The sequence below is a fragment of the Bacillus sp. 22483 genome (assembly GCF_052044605.1).
GTDB classification, from domain to species: domain Bacteria; phylum Bacillota; class Bacilli; order Bacillales; family Bacillaceae; genus Bacillus; species Bacillus altitudinis.
Genome location: NZ_JBQENU010000008.1, coordinates 179,287 through 195,460, shown reverse-complemented (window position 1 = coordinate 195,460; position 16,174 = coordinate 179,287). Strand labels below are relative to the sequence as shown.

The 16,174-nt window shown below is 42.1% G+C and carries 17 protein-coding genes; 8 read left to right on the top strand and 9 right to left on the bottom strand.

Annotated elements, in window-relative coordinates; genetic code table 11:
• Nucleotides 1–218: 218 nt before the first annotated feature.
• The 3 genes from ACTJJQ_RS13740 (at nt 219) to ACTJJQ_RS13730 (ending at nt 2,994) form a co-directional block, all read left to right on the top strand.
• The gene (locus ACTJJQ_RS13740) at nt 219–647 is read left to right on the top strand and encodes a NucA/NucB deoxyribonuclease domain-containing protein (RefSeq protein WP_007498233.1); all 429 of its coding nucleotides are present in this window, start codon (nt 219–221) and stop codon (nt 645–647) included.
• Nucleotides 648–773: 126 nt separating this feature from the next.
• Nucleotides 774–2,471 (top strand): methyl-accepting chemotaxis protein, encoded by a 1,698-nt coding sequence (locus ACTJJQ_RS13735; protein WP_251185510.1) that lies wholly within the window; start codon nt 774–776, stop codon nt 2,469–2,471.
• 136 nt (nt 2,472–2,607) lie between these two features.
• Nucleotides 2,608–2,994, top strand: a complete 387-nt coding sequence (locus tag ACTJJQ_RS13730) for a competence protein ComJ (RefSeq protein ID WP_041091056.1) — start codon at nt 2,608–2,610, stop codon at nt 2,992–2,994.
• 1 nt (nt 2,995) lies between these two features.
• Here ACTJJQ_RS13730 and ACTJJQ_RS13725 read toward each other — a convergent pair whose 3' ends face one another.
• Both ACTJJQ_RS13725 and ACTJJQ_RS13720 read right to left on the bottom strand, forming a co-directional pair.
• Nucleotides 2,996–3,802: an aminoglycoside N(3)-acetyltransferase gene (locus ACTJJQ_RS13725; RefSeq protein WP_440600285.1), complete on the bottom strand. Its 807-nt coding sequence runs from the start codon at nt 3,800–3,802 to the stop codon at nt 2,996–2,998.
• A 24-nt stretch (nt 3,803–3,826) separates the two neighbouring features.
• On the bottom strand, nt 3,827–4,246 hold the full coding sequence (locus ACTJJQ_RS13720; RefSeq protein ID WP_008347846.1) for an Lrp/AsnC family transcriptional regulator: 420 nt from the start codon (nt 4,244–4,246) through the stop codon (nt 3,827–3,829).
• A 115-nt stretch (nt 4,247–4,361) separates the two neighbouring features.
• On the opposite strand from ACTJJQ_RS13720, the gene ACTJJQ_RS13715 reads away from it, so the two are divergent.
• Nucleotides 4,362–5,126, top strand: coding sequence for an MBL fold metallo-hydrolase (locus ACTJJQ_RS13715; RefSeq protein ID WP_281215650.1), 765 nt, complete (start codon nt 4,362–4,364; stop codon nt 5,124–5,126).
• A gap of 46 nt (nt 5,127–5,172) precedes the next feature.
• Here ACTJJQ_RS13715 and ACTJJQ_RS13710 read toward each other — a convergent pair whose 3' ends face one another.
• Nucleotides 5,173–5,502: a YckD family protein gene (locus ACTJJQ_RS13710; protein WP_007498247.1), complete on the bottom strand. Its 330-nt coding sequence runs from the start codon at nt 5,500–5,502 to the stop codon at nt 5,173–5,175.
• A gap of 238 nt (nt 5,503–5,740) precedes the next feature.
• Between ACTJJQ_RS13710 and ACTJJQ_RS13705 the strand changes: the two genes are divergently transcribed.
• Both ACTJJQ_RS13705 and ACTJJQ_RS13700 read left to right on the top strand, forming a co-directional pair.
• Nucleotides 5,741–6,556 carry a transporter substrate-binding domain-containing protein gene (locus ACTJJQ_RS13705; protein WP_395947871.1) on the top strand — a complete coding sequence of 272 codons (816 nt, stop codon included), beginning with the start codon at nt 5,741–5,743 and terminating at the stop codon, nt 6,554–6,556.
• A gap of 12 nt (nt 6,557–6,568) precedes the next feature.
• Nucleotides 6,569–7,246 (top strand): amino acid ABC transporter permease, encoded by a 678-nt coding sequence (locus ACTJJQ_RS13700; RefSeq protein ID WP_008347854.1) that lies wholly within the window; start codon nt 6,569–6,571, stop codon nt 7,244–7,246.
• Between the two features lie 227 nt (nt 7,247–7,473).
• On the opposite strand, the gene ACTJJQ_RS13695 is transcribed toward ACTJJQ_RS13700, so the two are convergent.
• The 5 genes from ACTJJQ_RS13695 to ACTJJQ_RS13675 form a co-directional block, all read right to left on the bottom strand.
• Nucleotides 7,474–8,772 (bottom strand): arsenical efflux pump membrane protein ArsB, encoded by a 1,299-nt coding sequence (locus ACTJJQ_RS13695; RefSeq protein WP_035703154.1) that lies wholly within the window; start codon nt 8,770–8,772, stop codon nt 7,474–7,476.
• A 129-nt stretch (nt 8,773–8,901) separates the two neighbouring features.
• A complete protein-coding gene (locus tag ACTJJQ_RS13690) occupies nt 8,902–10,134 on the bottom strand; it encodes a PucR family transcriptional regulator (protein WP_008342058.1) in 1,233 nt (410 codons plus the stop codon).
• A gap of 125 nt (nt 10,135–10,259) precedes the next feature.
• Nucleotides 10,260–11,807, bottom strand: coding sequence for an L-glutamate gamma-semialdehyde dehydrogenase (gene pruA, locus ACTJJQ_RS13685; RefSeq protein ID WP_269379395.1), 1,548 nt, complete (start codon nt 11,805–11,807; stop codon nt 10,260–10,262).
• 23 nt (nt 11,808–11,830) lie between these two features.
• On the bottom strand, nt 11,831–12,748 hold the full coding sequence (locus ACTJJQ_RS13680; RefSeq protein ID WP_007498256.1) for a proline dehydrogenase family protein: 918 nt from the start codon (nt 12,746–12,748) through the stop codon (nt 11,831–11,833).
• A 161-nt stretch (nt 12,749–12,909) separates the two neighbouring features.
• Entirely contained in the window at nt 12,910–13,713 is an 804-nt protein-coding gene (locus ACTJJQ_RS13675) for a nucleotidyltransferase domain-containing protein (RefSeq protein WP_080987776.1), read from the bottom strand.
• Nucleotides 13,714–13,773: 60 nt separating this feature from the next.
• On the opposite strand from ACTJJQ_RS13675, the gene ACTJJQ_RS13670 reads away from it, so the two are divergent.
• Complete coding sequence (locus tag ACTJJQ_RS13670; protein ID WP_008342068.1) at nt 13,774–14,088, top strand: hypothetical protein; 315 nt, start codon at nt 13,774–13,776, stop codon at nt 14,086–14,088.
• Nucleotides 14,089–14,159: 71 nt separating this feature from the next.
• On the opposite strand, the gene ACTJJQ_RS13665 is transcribed toward ACTJJQ_RS13670, so the two are convergent.
• Nucleotides 14,160–15,122 carry an acetylxylan esterase gene (locus ACTJJQ_RS13665; protein ID WP_113747512.1) on the bottom strand — a complete coding sequence of 321 codons (963 nt, stop codon included), beginning with the start codon at nt 15,120–15,122 and terminating at the stop codon, nt 14,160–14,162.
• A 210-nt stretch (nt 15,123–15,332) separates the two neighbouring features.
• Between ACTJJQ_RS13665 and ACTJJQ_RS13660 the strand changes: the two genes are divergently transcribed.
• The gene (locus ACTJJQ_RS13660) at nt 15,333–16,118 is read left to right on the top strand and encodes a carbon-nitrogen family hydrolase (RefSeq protein ID WP_181891158.1); all 786 of its coding nucleotides are present in this window, start codon (nt 15,333–15,335) and stop codon (nt 16,116–16,118) included.
• The last annotated feature ends 56 nt before the right edge of the window (nt 16,119–16,174 follow it).

Sequence of the window (16,174 nt, the reverse complement as noted above, 5' to 3'; positions counted from 1 at the left end):
AAAAACCAATCATAAAGCCATTTTGCATCAGCATATATGTTTTTTGAGCAGCAAAATTAAATTTTTATGAGTTTGTACAACGAGGAAAAGAGCATAAACAAGTAAAAACCGTTTTTCAAACTTTAAAAGACGTTTTTTCAAAACGAGGAGAAATTGGTAAGTAATTCTGCTATACTTCTGTTTACAAAATACGCTAAAGAGAAAGAGAGCTAGCATCTATGAAACTTCTTAAAACCATTCTCTTGCTTTTATTGATTGTCATTGGTATAGCGACAGGCTATGTCCAACTAGGGCAACATAAACAAGAGACGACAAACTCTTCTTATGACAAAACCATTCACTTTCCATCAGATCGATATCCAGAAACCGCGAAGCACATAGAAGAAGCTATTGACGAAGGTCATTCTTCCATTTGCACCATTGATCGAAAAAATAGTGATGAGCAAAGAGACAAATCACTTCATGGCATTCCAACAAAGCGTGGTTATGATCGTGATGAATGGCCAATGGCGATGTGTAAAGAAGGTGGAGCAGGGGCTTCTGTCAAATATGTACGTCCTTCGGATAATAGGGGGGCAGGCTCTTGGGTAAGTCATCAATTATCAGATGATCCTGATGGCACAAGAATCCAATTTATTATCGAGTAGCACTATCTTTCCTTTTTTCACAACAAAAATTTCTGTGTAAGTGCATTCACGTATATCAAACATTTTTTTCATGCCGATAATCCTTAAGGAGGGATACCCTACCTTATACCTAAAGGAGTAAAAAGCATGAAGAAAAAAGGAAAACTGAGGCTTGGCGCCAAAATAATGCTGATCTTTTTAAGTGTCCTCATCGTATTTTCAGCAGTGGTTGGTTATGTAGTGAACCGCGAAATGACAGAGAACATTAAGCAAATGGCCACCGAAAAAGCAAAAGGCGATCTAAAGCTAGGATACGCTTACCTAACTGAAAAGGTTGCTGGCTCGTGGCAGATAAAAGATGGCAAGCTTTACAAAGGAAATACTCAAATCAATAACCATGACACATTGGTTGATCAATTAGCCGAATATACTGGTGATACAATCACGATTTTCCAAGGAAATACCCGTGTTGCCACAAATGTCATGTTAAACGGGAAACGAGCTGTAGGAACCGAAGTCTCACCTGAAGTAAAGGCCGCTGTTTTGGATAAAGGCGAGAATTATTACGGAACAGCCAATGTTGCCGGGAAAGACTACCAAACGGCTTATATGCCCATCAAAAATGATACAGGGGAAACGATTGGTATTTTCTATACCGGTGCAAATCAAAGCATGATTTCACAAATGCTTCAGTCTTTCTTTATTCAATTTGTCACGGTTCTACTGTTAAGTTTAATTGTTTCTGTTATCATTATTTCTATTTTCACAAAGCGGATTCAGACACGTCTCAAACATATGGCATCTGCTATTAAGAGTGCAGGCGAAGGAAATTTAACCATCAACGTGACAGATCACACAGGCGATGAACTTTCTGAGCTGGCAGGTCACTTTAATAAGATGCGTGAGAAATTAAATCACACCATTTTAAATGTAATCAAAACATCTGAATTAGTAGCCACCTCTTCTGAGGAGCTGTCAGCTAGCGCAGAAGAAACGAGTGCAGCATCAGAAAAAATTACCCATACCATTCAAGAAGTCGCTCAATCGTCTGAACAGCAATCAGCCCAAATGACAGCTAGTGAGTACACGATGAGACAAGTATCTAACGAGCTGGTAAACATCACTGAAAATGCGGGACAAATGGCAACAAGAAGCCAGTCCGCACAAGAAATGGCCCAAAAAGGTGTACAAAATATCGGTGAAGTCAATTCACAAATGACATCTATTGCAAAATCAATTGAAGAGAATGGTACAGCAATTCAAGCACTGGAAACACGTTCAGCCGAGATTGATCAAATTTCCAAAGTGATTACAGATATCGCTAACCAAACAAATCTACTTGCTCTTAATGCGGCCATTGAGGCAGCACGCGCAGGTGAACATGGAAAAGGTTTTGCCGTTGTGGCAGACGAAGTGAGGAAGCTCGCAGAAGAATCGCAAACATCATCCAACATGATTTCACATCTCATTTCCGAAATACAAAAAGAGATGAATCATTCGACGAGTGCCATTAAACGAGTACGAGAGGAAGCGGCTCAAGGGGCTGTTCTTATTTCTCATACAGAGGATTCATTTATTGACATTCAGCAGTCAATGAAGGAAATGGCAGATGGCATTAAACATTTATCAGATGCATCCCAAAAAATCGCAGCTTATACAAATGATGCGAAGCAGACCTTTGCCTCTATCACAGAAGGCGTTAAACTGGCGAGTGAACATTCACAACAAGTAGCAGGTTTAACAGAAGAACAATTTGCAGCAATGGAAGAAGTAACAGCTTCATCAGAGGCTCTTGCCCATTTAGCAGGAGACCTAAAAGAAATGGTTTCACAATTTCACATCTAGATCCCTCAAACAGTAGCGCAAGACGGCGACAATCGTCTTGCTGCCTAACATTCTCTTCAATTATCTTACTTTCAAACATTCACTTTTCAACATGATCGCGAGCTGGACAAATTTTATGAATAAAGGAGTTATCTATATGAATGATTTAAATCAAACGTATCCCCTATCTATCTCCTATCACCAAATCACCGTATACACTGGAAGCACGACGCCACCTGTGATTGATTGGACAGATGACGATATTCTTCAAGGATTTGCAACTGGGGATCGAGGTATTTCTTTTGAAGGCATCAATAACGGAAAGGCTTCTATTATCGTGACATTAAACAGCCATGAGCCTCCATCATCCGTTGATAGAGTCATCACAGTGCCATTTACTCATTCAAGTGATCAGGTTTATCTGACAAGCGTCATGGCCCAGGTACTGTCTTTCTCCATTCCAAAAGGAGACTATCAGCTCACCTGCTATATATCTGAGCACCCTGATCAAGATCTCTATTATTTTGATTTTCAGACTGCTTAGATCACGCCTGGTCGTACTGCTCAAGCCATTTTTCTGCAAAATCGACTGATTCTCTCATCGGCAATAAATACGAATTGGCTAGCCCGATTTGACTGTGGTTATAACTACATTCTGATTGTAAAAAGTCACGACCAATCTGTTCAAATAGTTCTTCTCTTGTGATGATATCTTGATACTCTTTCCACACCCTCCAACCATTCTCTAAAATGGGGGCCCCTCGTGTCATGAGGTCTTGCTGTGAGATTCGATATTCAGCTAAGTGAAAAGCTGTAACACTCTCGAATGATGTGCCAATTAGCAGCACTTTTGCATCAAGATTGTACATACGTCCAAGAGGTGAATTTTCTCCTAAACCATAAGGAAGCGCATGGTGGTTCAACACTTCATGTTTCCTTTTCCCCCAGGCGGTGAATGAGAAATGAGGATGATTGCTTCTTTCTACGCCTGGGTATTTCCAAAAGGTCTCCGCTACCTTTCCCATTGCTGTTGGAGCTGTGTAAGCTGGATCAAATGCAGGCATCGTGTCTTTGATCGGTCTCCACCAAGAATAAGGAACAGGCGGATTGATCCAATCAGCAGGATCAGACAGCTCTAATGTTTGTGCCGGCATAATCAGTGTTCCTTCATCTGTTAAAATATCCATCATAGCTTGGATAACTGCTATGGCCCCTCCATTCACCCAGCCAATAGATGACAAGGATGAGTGGACACATAAGGTCATGCCCTTCCTTACACCAAGTTGAACCAAATCCGCTTTGATTCTTTCCTTTGTGATCGGTTCAGCCTGATGTTCAATTAATCTTTTCATCGGTTATTTCCTCCTGCGCCTCATCTATTCTTGATGAGTGAGACGTTTCACAGCGATAGACAATTTATAATTTGCATGCTTTGTTAGCTCCGTTAAAAATTGATCAAGCTCATCATGACTGGAGAAATGTCCTTCAGCCATATAACAGCCCTCTCCACTTATTTTAAACAGGTTTTTGATTTCTTCCTTTTGGTGGAGAAACGATAAAAGCGGTTCATGATCATAACTTCGGGTAAAGAGCTGCAAAAATGTTTGGATGTTCTGCTGTGTCCGCCAGTTAATTGAAATGGTATAGGCTTCAATAATCCCCTCTTCCTCAAGCTTTAAAACTCTATTTTTAGCAGCTTGACCGGTTAAATGGACTTTTTCACCAAGTGCTTTCATCGTCAATCGGCTATTCTTTGAGAGTTCTTTTAATATATCCATATCTGTTTTGTCTAGCATTAGCTCACCTCTTTCAAAAATCAAGTCGTTCCGCTGAAAGACTTTCATGATCCTCTGTCACATGAGGCTCTTTTAATATACTGTAAACTTAATAAGAAAAAAAGGAGGCCTTCTAATGAAAATAACACTCATTCGTAATGCTACTTTATACCTTCAATATGGTCCGTCAACATTTTTAATCGATCCCTTTTTAGCAGCAAAAGGAACCTATCCACCGTTCCCGCATACTGCCAATCAACATGTAAACAATCCAATTGTTGAGCTGCCTGCAAACATTGATTTGGACAAGATATTACAGCCTGATGCTGTCCTGCTCACTCATTTACATGTAGATCACTTTGACGACGAGGCAAAAAAGAGAATAGCTCAAACTTTGCCGATCTATACTCAATCAGAGAAAGATCGCACGGAAGTAAAAGAAGCTGGATTTCAGCATGTCACATGCATTGAAGATGAAATGGATGTTTGCGGTGTTCATATCAAACGAACTGGCGGGCAGCACGGGACAGGAGAAACCGCTAAACGGATGGGACAAGTGAGCGGTTTTGTTTTCTCTCATCCTGATGAGCCTACTCTTTATATTGCAGGAGATACCATTTGGTGTGATGAGCCGAAAGAGGTTGTGAATACATGCCAGCCAGATATTATTGTGGTCAATAGTGGGGCTGCCCAATTTTTAGAGGGAGATCCAATTACGATGACAAAGGAAGAGATTGTAGACATTCACCATACTCAACCACAAGCTCAAATCATCGCCTGTCACCTTGAAGCCGTGAATCATTGTTTATTAACAAGAGCGGCATTAACATCTTACATTCAAGAGAATCATGCAGATCAGGCCATTTTTGTCCCTCAAGATGGTGAGACGCTGACCTTTTAACACATAAACAATAAAAACCGGCACCTTGCTGCCGGTTTTCTTGAACTTATGGTCGATGGTGCTGTGGTTTTTTTAGTAATGGAACAAACCCGTTATTTTTTAAGTGATTGTAATGTTCATCCATTCGTTTTGTGATGTGCGTACCTTGTTCCTTCGTTAACACACCATACTGAACGTATTTTTCGATCACTTCTTTTCGTTTAGACAAAATTTGCTGTTCAAGTACTTCAATTTGTTTTTGTTGCTCTGTCGTTAATTTTACTTGATGCGTGACGGGGCGCTTTTCCATTTGTGGTGTTTCTCCATGAGCCGTATTCACTTGAAAACCAAATAATATCACCATCGTTAGTATGATCAAACCACTTGTTTTTTTCATCTCTGTCGTTCCCTCCTTTATTCGATTTTAATTTGCGCATCCTTTCCTTTTTTATACATTATTCACACCGTCAAATTGCACATAATATTCTTACTTTTTCGCTTTTCATCTGAAAACGTTGTCCTAACTGAAAAAGCGTGCTATGTTTTGTTTTGTATAAAAAATAGAGGAGGATTCTTAAATGAGTCGTTTTTATCATAGAAAACCTATATGGGTGCTGCTTGTTGTGTCTGCTCTCATGCTTGTCATGTCTGCTTGCAATCAATCAGGCTCACCTCAGTCTGGAGAATCAAAGTGGGATCAGATTCAAAAGAAAGGGAAAATCGTGGTCGCTACTTCAGGCACTTTGTATCCTACGTCTTACCATGATACATCGAACGGCAAGGATCAATTGACTGGCTATGAAGTGGAAGTCGTCAAAGAAGCATTTAAGCGCCTTGACGTAAAAGTAGAATTTAAAGAAATGGGTTATGACGGTATGCTCAGTGCCATTAATTCAGGTCAGGTGGATGCCGCTGCAAACGATATCGACATCACAGATGACAGGAAAGATAAGTTCGCCTTTTCAACACCTTATAAATACTCATATGGAACCGCTATCGTCAGAAAAGATGATCTGTCAGGTATTAAAACGCTAAAGGATTTAAAAGGAAAGAAAGCAGCAGGTGCTGCAACGACTATTTATATGGATGTTGCCCGTAAGTATGGTGCAAAAGAAGTCATCTATGATAATGCCACAAACGAGCAATATTTAAAGGATGTTGCAAACGGCCGTACAGATGTCATTTTAAATGACTACTACTTGCAAACACTGGCGCTTGCTGCATTCCCTAAGCTAAATATTACGATCCATCCAGACTTAAAATACATGCCGAATGAACAAGGGTTTGTGATGAAAAAAGACAATACAGAGCTTCAAAAAGAATTAAATCGTGTATTAAAAGAGATGAAAAAAGATGGAACCATGAAAAAGATTTCGGAGAAATTCTTTAATCATGCTGACGTCTCAAAGAAAATTGATGTTGATGTCGAAGATGTCGACATTTCTAAATAAGGAGCCGCAGCCGTGGGAGATATTCATTTAGAATATATCTTTAATCCTGCACTGGCAAAAGCGTCATTTCCATTTGTCATGAAAGGCATCTGGCTGACGCTGCTCATTTCTTTTGTGAGCATGTTTTTTGGTACGATTCTAGGCTTTTTTATTGCCCTTGCTCGAATGGCAAATACGTGGTTCCTTCGGCTGCCTGCACGGCTGTATATTTCATTCATGCGTGGGGTTCCCATTCTGGTCATTTTGTTTATCCTTTATTTCGGATTCCCTTACATCGGCATTGAATTTACAGCTGTCACTGCTGCTATTATTGGATTCAGCTTCAATAGTGCTGCATACATTGCCGAAATTAACCGGGCGGCTCTCTCCTCTGTTCCAAGTGGTCAAGTGGAAGCCGCCAAATCACTTGGTCTCAGTTATTGGCAAACGATGCGCGGAGTCATTTTGCCTCAATCCGTGCGCATTGCACTGCCGCCCCTGACCAACGTCATGCTTGATTTAATCAAAGCTTCCTCACTAGCGGCAATGATTACTGTGCCAGAACTCTTCCAGCAAGCAAAAATTGTGGGTGGACGAGAATTTGATTATATGACCATGTATATATTGGTTGCCTTGATTTACTGGGGCATATGCAGTGTGGTCTCATTGCTCCAAGACTTTTTGGAAAAACGCTATGCAAAATATCTATAACAACAAAAAACAGATCCATTGGATCTGCTCAGATTGTTAACAAAGGGCTAAAATGAACTTGATTTTAGCCCTTTGTTTCCTTTTCAGCGTAAAAGAAAACCTTTGCAGTCTAGGAAGGACGAGCACTGGAGCAGAGCGAATTTGACATTCGTGAGCACCAGCGCGCAGGACTGACACCGAATGCGAGGGTTTGTCTTCACGCTGAGCAAATCCATGGGATCTGCTTTTTAATGTATCAACCATAACCACACATACAACCCCAATAACGTGATGATCAGCGTTGGTATGGTTAGAATGATTCCAGCTTTCATGTATGCTCCCCAAGAAATATGCACACCTTTTTTCTTCAAGACATGAAGCCACAGCAATGTCGCCAATGAACCGATTGGGGTCATTTTCGGACCAAGGTTTGAGCCGATGACGTTGGCATAAATCAGTGCATCTCTCATCACACCTGCTGTATCTGTGTGACCGATGGCAATCGCATCAATTAAAACGGTTGGGAGGTTGTTCATGACAGAAGATAGCACTGCTGCCAGAACCCCCATAAACATCGTTCCCGCAAGTAAACCGTGTGACGCCCCCTGTTCAATCCACGCCGCTAAAATTTCTGTCAGGCCGACATTTTTCAGCCCATACACCACGACATACATGCCGATAGAGAAAAACACAATCGACCACGGCGCTTCTTTGACGACTCGTTTTGTCGCTACTTGTGGACTCCGTTTCGCCAGCCATAAGAAAGCAATGGCAATGCCTCCTACAATGATTGACACCGGAATGCCTGCCAATTCGCCAGCAAAATATCCAACAAGCAAGCACCCTAACACATACCAAGATAACCGGAACATGCGCAGATCACGAATGGCCGAAGCTGGTTCCTTCGCCTGCGAAACATCGTACGTTTTCGGGATGAGTTTCCGATAAAACACATACAACACAAGCATACTAGCGCCAAGCGATACAAGGTTTGGGACGAACATGTTTGCTGTATATTCAAGAAAGCCAATATGAAAATAATCAGCTGAAACGATATTGACCAAGTTACTAATGACAAATGGCAAAGACGTCGTATCTGCAATAAAGCCGCTTGCCATGACAAATGGCAGGATCATACGCTCATCCAGCTTCAGCGCTCTGACCACAGATAAAACGATCGGGGTTAAGATAAGTGCCGCTCCATCGTTGGCAAAAAAAGCTGCTACCACAGCGCCGAGCAATGTTAAATAAATAAACATGCGGACCCCGTTCCCTCTTGCGGCTTTTGCCATATGAAGTGCCGCCCATTCAAAAAAACCAATCTCATCTAAAATCAATGAAATGATGATAATTCCAATAAATGCAAAGGTGGCGTTCCAAACAATTTGGGTAACTTCCCATACATCGTCCAAATGAACGACCCCAAAAGCAAGCGCAAGAATCGCTCCCCCGCATGCTGACCATCCAATGGTTAAACGTCCTGGCTGCCAAATGACAAGGACGAGGGTCATGATGAAAATTAAAATGGCCAAGGTGACTGATCCCAAAGGTGGCCCTCCTTTCACTTTCCTTATAAAATCTTTATCTATCATACAACGAAATAAGGCAATTGTATGCCATTTTATCATCTCGCATAAAAATCCGCAGGTCAGCCTTTGCACCTGCGGAGTCCACGCCTATTGATCTTTTTTCATCAGCATCAATTCAATAAATAACTCACATCGCTGGCTAAAATGACTTAAATCGATAGACGTCATTTCAAAAATTTGTTTCATTCGATAGTTTAGTGTATTTTGATGAATAAACAACTGCTCTGCAGCTGGTTTTAGCTTGCAATTATTCAATAAGTAGACCTCTAAAGTTTTTAAAAATGATGTTTGGCTGTCACGGTCTTTTTCCTTTAGGCGCAACAAATCTGGATTGAAGTCGTTTTTCTTTTTTTGGTGACTGTAAATCGAGTCTAAGAACCGGAAGACCCCCAAATGCTCGTAATCGTATGGAATCAATTCCTGTCCGCCGACAATCTTCACTGCTTTCACGACTTCTATCGCTTCAAATCGACTTGTGCTCATTTTCATGACATCTCGATATTCTCTTCCCATCCCAATATATAAAGGAGATGGGTGTGTATGCGTTTTCGATTGAAGATGGGCGACGACATCCGCAGCGGTCGCTTTTGGTGAGTGGCGATCTGACAAACTGCCTAATATCACGACGATGTCTGCTTGCACAGAGTAGACATGATTGACCTTGTCTTCTAGCTGTAAATAGGTTCTAATCATATCCTTCACATCTTCTGCCGTCTCACTTTTGTTATCGGCGGCATGAACAACCATCACAGTAAAGACAGCTGGCAGTGGTATGCTTAAATTCTCAGCTTCCCATTTCAGCTCTTCTTCTGTATAAAAATGATCATCCATGACCTTTTTGAAGAACTCTTCAATCTTGCCTTCTTTTTTCTCCAACTGTTTCTTATTTTTATAAATGACTTTTCCAACTTGAAACGATGCCTCGTGTAAAAATTGCAGCTCCTCTTGAGAGAGAGAATCTTCAATGTCCTGCACCCAAATAAAGCCGACAACCTCTTGTTTGTGCTTGGCGCTCACAGCTACTCGTCGATTAAACCCGAGCTCCTCATGACCATTCACATAAAAAGGATTTGAATCTGTATATAGCTGCTCAATGACCCCTGTTTTTTTTAACCAATCCACCACAGCTCCCGGACATTCCTTTGAGAAAATGGTTTGCTGATTGACTGGGTCGAACTGCTGGATGCTGTAAGAATTATAAGCAAGCAGCTGACATTCAGTACTTTCTAAAATGACTGGTTTCTTTAAATAACCACTAATAAATGCAATTAATTTATCGACATCAAAAAATGTATGAAGCTTTTCTAATATCTCTTCCATCCCGATTGCTCCCTGAATAAGTGATACATTTATCATACTTCTTTCCAGTGATATTTGTATAGAAACAAGTCGTAGACAGGTAAAAAAAGCATGAACTCGCCTGCACGAGTTCATGCTTTTCCATATTAAAACATTTCGCTAATCGTTTTGGCCTGCATGTGCAGAGCAAGATAATCTGGTCCGCCTGCTTTTGAATCAGTTCCTGACATTTTAAAGCCTCCAAATGGGTGGTAACCCACAATCGCTCCCGTACAGTTACGGTTAAAGTAAAGGTTCCCGACATGGAACTCCTGCTTCGCACGGTTGATGTGATCACGATTATTTGTAATGACCGCACCGGTTAACCCGTATTCTGTGTTGTTGGCTACTTCAAGCGCCTCATCAAAGCTTGAGACTTTTGAGAAAGCTAGGACAGGTCCAAAGATTTCTTCTTGCATTAAACGAGATGTTGGCTCTAGATCTGCAAACACGGTTGGATGAATGAAGTACCCTTCTGAATCATCACTTGTTCCGCCAGTGACTAGACGGCCTTCTTGCTTGCCAATCTCGATATATTCTGTGATCTTGTCAAAGGAAGCTTGATCAATGACAGGTCCCATGTACACATCAGCTGATAACGGATTCGCTGTTTTTTTCGTTTCTGTGATTTCTTTCACTCGCTCAACGACTTGGTCATACAGTTTCTCGTGGACGACTGCCCGAGATCCAGCTGAACATTTTTGACCTGAGAATCCGAAGGCTGATGTGAAAATGGCGTTAGCCGCTAATTCAACATCTGCATCCTCATCTACAACGACTGTATCTTTACCGCCCATTTCAGCAATGACACGCTTTAAATGCTGTTGTCCTGGCTGTACTTTTGCCGCACGTTCAAAAATACGTGTGCCCACTTCTCTTGATCCAGTGAATGTAATAAGGCTTGTTTTCGGATGATCTACTAAGTAATCTCCTACTTCTGCTCCGCTACCTGGCACGAAGTTGACAACACCTTTCGGAAGACCTGCTTGCTCCAGTTCTTCTACAAAGCGGGCTGCAATGACAGGCGTCGCACTTGCTGGTTTTAAAACAACTGTATTCCCTGTGACGATTGGTGCAACGGTTGTTCCTGCCATGATCGCAAACAAGAAGTTCCATGGTGGAATGACAAGCGTCACGCCAGTTGGTGTGTACACATATTGATTGCGTTCCCCTTCGCGGCTGTTCACCGGTTTGCCTTTCGCAAGCTCTAGCATTTGACGGGCATAATACTCTAGGAAGTCAATGGCTTCTGCTGTATCTGCATCCGCTTCATTCCAAGGCTTCCCTGCTTCTTTTACGAGAAGGGCTGAATACTCATGCTTTTTACGGCGAATGCTTGCCGCAGCGCGGAATAAGACGCCGGCTCTTTCTTCTGGAGACGTGTAGCGCCATGTTTCAAACGCTTTTGCCGCAGCTTGAATCGCTTGCTCTGCCTCTTCTTTCCCAGCTTTTGATACGGTACCCACGACTTCTTCCTTCTTCGCCGGATTGATCGAGACAATCTTGTCTGTTGTTTCGATTCTTTCTCCATTAATCACAAGCGGATAGGTTTGCCCAAGTGATTCTGTTACTTTGGCTAATGCTTGTTCAAACGCTTGGCGATTTTCTTCCTGGCTAAAATCCGTGAATGGTTCATGCTTGTAAGGTGTTGTCATCTTTGTCACGCTCCCGTTTCAAATTATTTTCTCGTCATCCCTTTTAAAGCAAATGCAATGTTTGCCGGTCGTTCTGCAAGACGTCTCATGTAGTAGCCATACCACTCTCGTCCATACGGGGTGTAGACCCTCATTTGATAGCCTTCCTTCACGAGTGCTTGCTGCGTTTCTGATCTCATGCCATACAGCATTTGAAATTCGAACTGATCTGTCTGTATATTGTGTTTTTTCACAATATGTTTCGTAAATTCGATCATTTGATCGTCATGTGTCGCAATGGCTGTATAGTTCCCTGAGAGTAATTGCTTTTCGATCAGCTTCTTGTAATTCTGATCGACGTCTTTTTTGTTTGGATACGCCACTTCGGCAGATTCCTTATAGGCACCCTTTACAAGTCTTAAAAATGGCTGCAACTCATTTAGGTCATCAAGATCTTGTTCTGTTCTGTACAAATACGCCTGCAAAACCGTACTGACATACTCATATTGAGATTTCATTTCTTTAAAAATGTCCAGCGTTTTTTGACAGCGCTGTTCATCCTCCATATCAATTGTCACCATAATACGGTGTTTCTCTGCCGTATCTAAAATGCTTTTCATATTGCGATACACAAGGTCATCGTCAATATCTAAGCCAAGCGATGTCATTTTAAGTGAGACGTGGGAATTGAGTCCCGCCTCTGCAATTCGCTGAATGGTTTGAATACACTCATTCGTCCGCTCATTTGCAATCTCTGCCTTTGTGACAAACTCACCGAGGTGATCAACCGTTACGGCCATACCTTGATCGTTTAATCGTTTGATGACAGGGATAGCGCTCTCAAAATCCTTCCCACCGATGATTTTCTTTGATGCAACAGCACTTCCCCAATTACGAGCAATATGGTTCAAGAGACTGCTCTTTGACAAAAACAAGAAGAAATTTCTTGTGACCGACTCCATAAAGGGCACCTCCCACTCTTTGTAAGCTATGTCTTTATTGTAAGGCTCATGAGCTGTCCACTACAATATTTGAAGATGACAAAAATTCTGACTTTTTTTGTGGTTTTATCACAATAAGAGATAAAAAAGAGCCTACCGCTAACCGGCTGGCTCTTTCATGCTTACGCCCACACCTCATCAAGGGTAGACTGCAAAAGCTCATTTAATTCTTGCATCAGATTGTCTTTCGGCTGATTGTAGCTTTTCACCAATTCATCAAAACGCACCAGCTCTTGATCAATAAATGGATGGACATGAGCGAGACGGTTCTCTACATCCATTTCTTCTCCGTCCATTTTACGTTTGAGCAGTTCGTGAATTTCTGTTAACAGCGGGCCTTCCTCCACTAGCTCCTTGAGTAATTCATGAAAGTCCATTGGTGGAACTGTTCGATAACGTTCAATCCACTGACAGGCAAGCAGCGGACGAAGCACATAGAAATACTTCTTGATTCGCACCTGCTCTCCTCGTAAATGCCGGCTTTCATTCCGCTTCGCCATATTGAGGTAATGATACATCAAAGCCGCAGGGTAAAACGCTCGATCCTTTAATTCTCTTAGCTGCTTGGCTAGAGAGAAGGATTCAGCATAAATGATGTCAGAAGACAGCCATTCCATAATGGATGGATTCGATTTATTGAATAAACGCAACGCCTTTCGCAGCTCCCAGCCGCTTATATCAAGCATGTCATCAATTGGCCGTTCAATGACATCACGATGCTCTTCCATCGCCCAATACCATTCTTTCCGGGGAACGTATAAAAAGCGAACATCATAATCACTGTCAGTTGAAGGAAATCCCCATGCCCTGCTGCCCGATTCAACGGCGAGACAAATCTTGATGTCATACGTTTTTTCAATGATTTTCAGCTCTTCCTTAATTCTCTCTCTCAAGTGTCCATCAACTCTTTCTATAGAATTCTGCATGACTTCTTCACCTTTTGGGAAAATACGAATAAGACATATATGAAAAAGGAGTTGGATCTGATGTCTATATCTCGCATTATGAAATGGATCACTGGGATTTTTGAAGCTTGCCTTGCTATCCCTGTGATCGGAGGTCTATTCGTTATCAGCAATGGCTATTCACCGCTCATGGTCATGCTTATTCTGCATATTATCACACTCGTCTTATCGAAGCGAGACCAGGGACCAATGATCGGAAGTATCATTGGAATTGTCACATCCTGCCTTGCATGGATTCCGATTCTCGGATTCATCCTTCACATCATCACAGCCCTTGCCCTGATCGTTACAGCATTAGTACCTGATGAAAAAACAAGACAGAACACCAGTTATTAAGCTGATCGCTCCAATAGCTGAAAAAAGACAAAGAGCTAAAATGAATGTCATTTTAGCTCTTTGTCATGCTCTTATGTTGATAGAAGCAAATGCTTTTGTAAAAAGGACAGCTTCTCTGTTTGAAAAGCAGGAATAAACTCGTGCCCAAAATATCGGTACACTTTCAGCTCTTTATCTGTTTCTAAATGATTGTATGCCGCAAACACGGTGGATGGCGGTGTCACTTGATCAATCAGACCGATCGCCATCAATGTTGGCTGTTTCACCCAGCCGGCTAAATTGATTAAATCAAAGTAACTTAATGTCTCAAATCCCTTTTCTTCAGCTTCAGGATCACTGTTTCTGCGAAAGTATGAATTGATTTCTAAATAAGGCTGCTCCAAGGCAACGTCCACTGCACGCTCGAAGTTTGATAAATAAGGGTAATCTGCCACGACGACTTTCGGAATGTCTGAAAGGGCTGCGGCCGCAATCGCTAACGCACCCCCCTGACTTCCACCGATCACGCCGATACGGTGTTCATCTACTTCGGGGAAAGACTGAATGACTTCGAGTGCACGAACAGCATCTAGATAAACGCCTCGATAATAGTACGTATCCTTCGATAAAATGCCTTTTGTCATCCACCCTAATGCATGCCCGCCTGGCGTCACTGATGTGTCTTCACTGCCACCTTGACCACGGACAAGCATTCCAAACGTCGCATAGCCATGCAGCGCCCAGTTGACGATGTCGTGAATGCCGCCGTCATAGCTGGCATTATAGCCATGAAAACGAACGAGCGATGGATGCGGACCAGTTTGATCAGGCACAGCATAAAAGCCTTCAATTTTAGAATGTCCAAAGCTTTGATACGTCAGGCGGTACACCTTGACGCCTTTCACTGGATAGTCATAAGATTCGAGTGTTGGCTCTGCCTCCACTTGGCGCAGTTCTTCGAGCGATTTCTTCCAAAAGTCTGAGAAATCAGGACGTGCTGTTTTCTTTGGTTTATATTTTTTTAGCTCTTCTAGTGATAAATCGAACAATTGCATATCATACTATTCCCCTTTGTTTTATTAGTTATGAGTATCATACCACTCATTTCTTGATTGAGAAAGTCATTTCACAAAACCTTCTGACATTTCTATTGGCAAAGATGGCGGAAAGCTTTATGATAAAGAAACTGGCTTGAAGACTAGATGCTTCAGGCAATATCACCCGAATCATTCATTGCATGAAACGAATAAAGGAGGAAGACCGACATGAACATCGCCCTGATTCAAATGGACGTACAAATAGGAGAACCTGATGTAAACTTTCAGAAAGCAGAAGCATGTTTAGAAGAAGCCATCCGCCAACAGCCTGATTTGATTATTCTACCTGAAATGTGGAATACCGGCTATGCGCTGGAACAAGCGGATGAGCTTGCCGATGCAGATGGTGAGCGGACAAAAAAACTCTTCTCTTCCTTTGCTCGTCAGCACCAAGTGTATCTCATCGCTGGAAGTGTCTTGAATAAACGGACAACAAATGAAGATATCACCAACACGATGTATGTGTTTGACCGTCAAGGTGAGCTTTTGTTAGATTATGATAAAATTCATTTATTCCGCTTAATGGATGAACACAACTATTTAACCGCCGGTCATCAGCTTGGTTTATTTAACTATGATGAAGATGTCAAGATTGGCACCATGATCTGCTATGACCTCCGCTTCCCTCAGCTTTCTAGGACGCTCGTGAACAAAGGGGCGAAGGTGCTTGTTAATACCGCTCAATGGCCGTCAGCAAGAGTGGACCATTGGCGCAGTCTGCTCATCGCAAGAGCCATTGAGAATCAGTCATTTGTGATTGCGGTGAACCGGACGGGCACAAGCAGAGACACTGAATTCCCTGGTCACTCCATGGTGATTGACCCGCTCGGACGCATTCTGCTTGAGACAAATGATGAAGAAGACATTTATTATGCAAACATTGATCTTCAGCTCGTAGATGAAGTGAGACAACAAATCCCCGTCATGACAGATCAGCGGCTGGATTTATATTAGAAAGCAGGGGACTCCCCTGCTTTCAGCGTGTAGACAAACCCTCGCATTCGGTGTCA

Bases quoted from the DNA above. Each gene is read 5' to 3' on its own strand.
- ACTJJQ_RS13725 (WP_440600285.1), bottom strand. From the start codon at position 3,802: ATGAAAAGATTAATTGAACATCAGGCTGAACCGATCACAAAGGAAAGA.
- ACTJJQ_RS13670 (WP_008342068.1), top strand. From the start codon at position 13,774: ATGTCTATATCTCGCATTATGAAATGGATCACTGGGATTTTTGAAGCT.
- ACTJJQ_RS13690 (WP_008342058.1), bottom strand. From the start codon at position 10,134: ATGGAAGAGATATTAGAAAAGCTTCATACATTTTTTGATGTCGATAAA.
- pruA (WP_269379395.1), bottom strand. From the start codon at position 11,807: ATGACAACACCTTACAAGCATGAACCATTCACGGATTTTAGCCAGGAA.
- ACTJJQ_RS13720 (WP_008347846.1), bottom strand. From the start codon at position 4,246: ATGCTAGACAAAACAGATATGGATATATTAAAAGAACTCTCAAAGAAT.
- ACTJJQ_RS13735 (WP_251185510.1), top strand. From the start codon at position 774: ATGAAGAAAAAAGGAAAACTGAGGCTTGGCGCCAAAATAATGCTGATC.
- ACTJJQ_RS13660 (WP_181891158.1), top strand. From the start codon at position 15,333: ATGAACATCGCCCTGATTCAAATGGACGTACAAATAGGAGAACCTGAT.
- ACTJJQ_RS13710 (WP_007498247.1), bottom strand. From the start codon at position 5,502: ATGAAAAAAACAAGTGGTTTGATCATACTAACGATGGTGATATTATTT.
- ACTJJQ_RS13675 (WP_080987776.1), bottom strand. From the start codon at position 13,713: ATGCAGAATTCTATAGAAAGAGTTGATGGACACTTGAGAGAGAGAATT.
- ACTJJQ_RS13680 (WP_007498256.1), bottom strand. From the start codon at position 12,748: ATGGAGTCGGTCACAAGAAATTTCTTCTTGTTTTTGTCAAAGAGCAGT.
- ACTJJQ_RS13715 (WP_281215650.1), top strand. From the start codon at position 4,362: ATGAAAATAACACTCATTCGTAATGCTACTTTATACCTTCAATATGGT.
- ACTJJQ_RS13730 (WP_041091056.1), top strand. From the start codon at position 2,608: ATGAATGATTTAAATCAAACGTATCCCCTATCTATCTCCTATCACCAA.
- ACTJJQ_RS13740 (WP_007498233.1), top strand. From the start codon at position 219: ATGAAACTTCTTAAAACCATTCTCTTGCTTTTATTGATTGTCATTGGT.
- ACTJJQ_RS13705 (WP_395947871.1), top strand. From the start codon at position 5,741: ATGCTTGTCATGTCTGCTTGCAATCAATCAGGCTCACCTCAGTCTGGA.
- ACTJJQ_RS13665 (WP_113747512.1), bottom strand. From the start codon at position 15,122: ATGCAATTGTTCGATTTATCACTAGAAGAGCTAAAAAAATATAAACCA.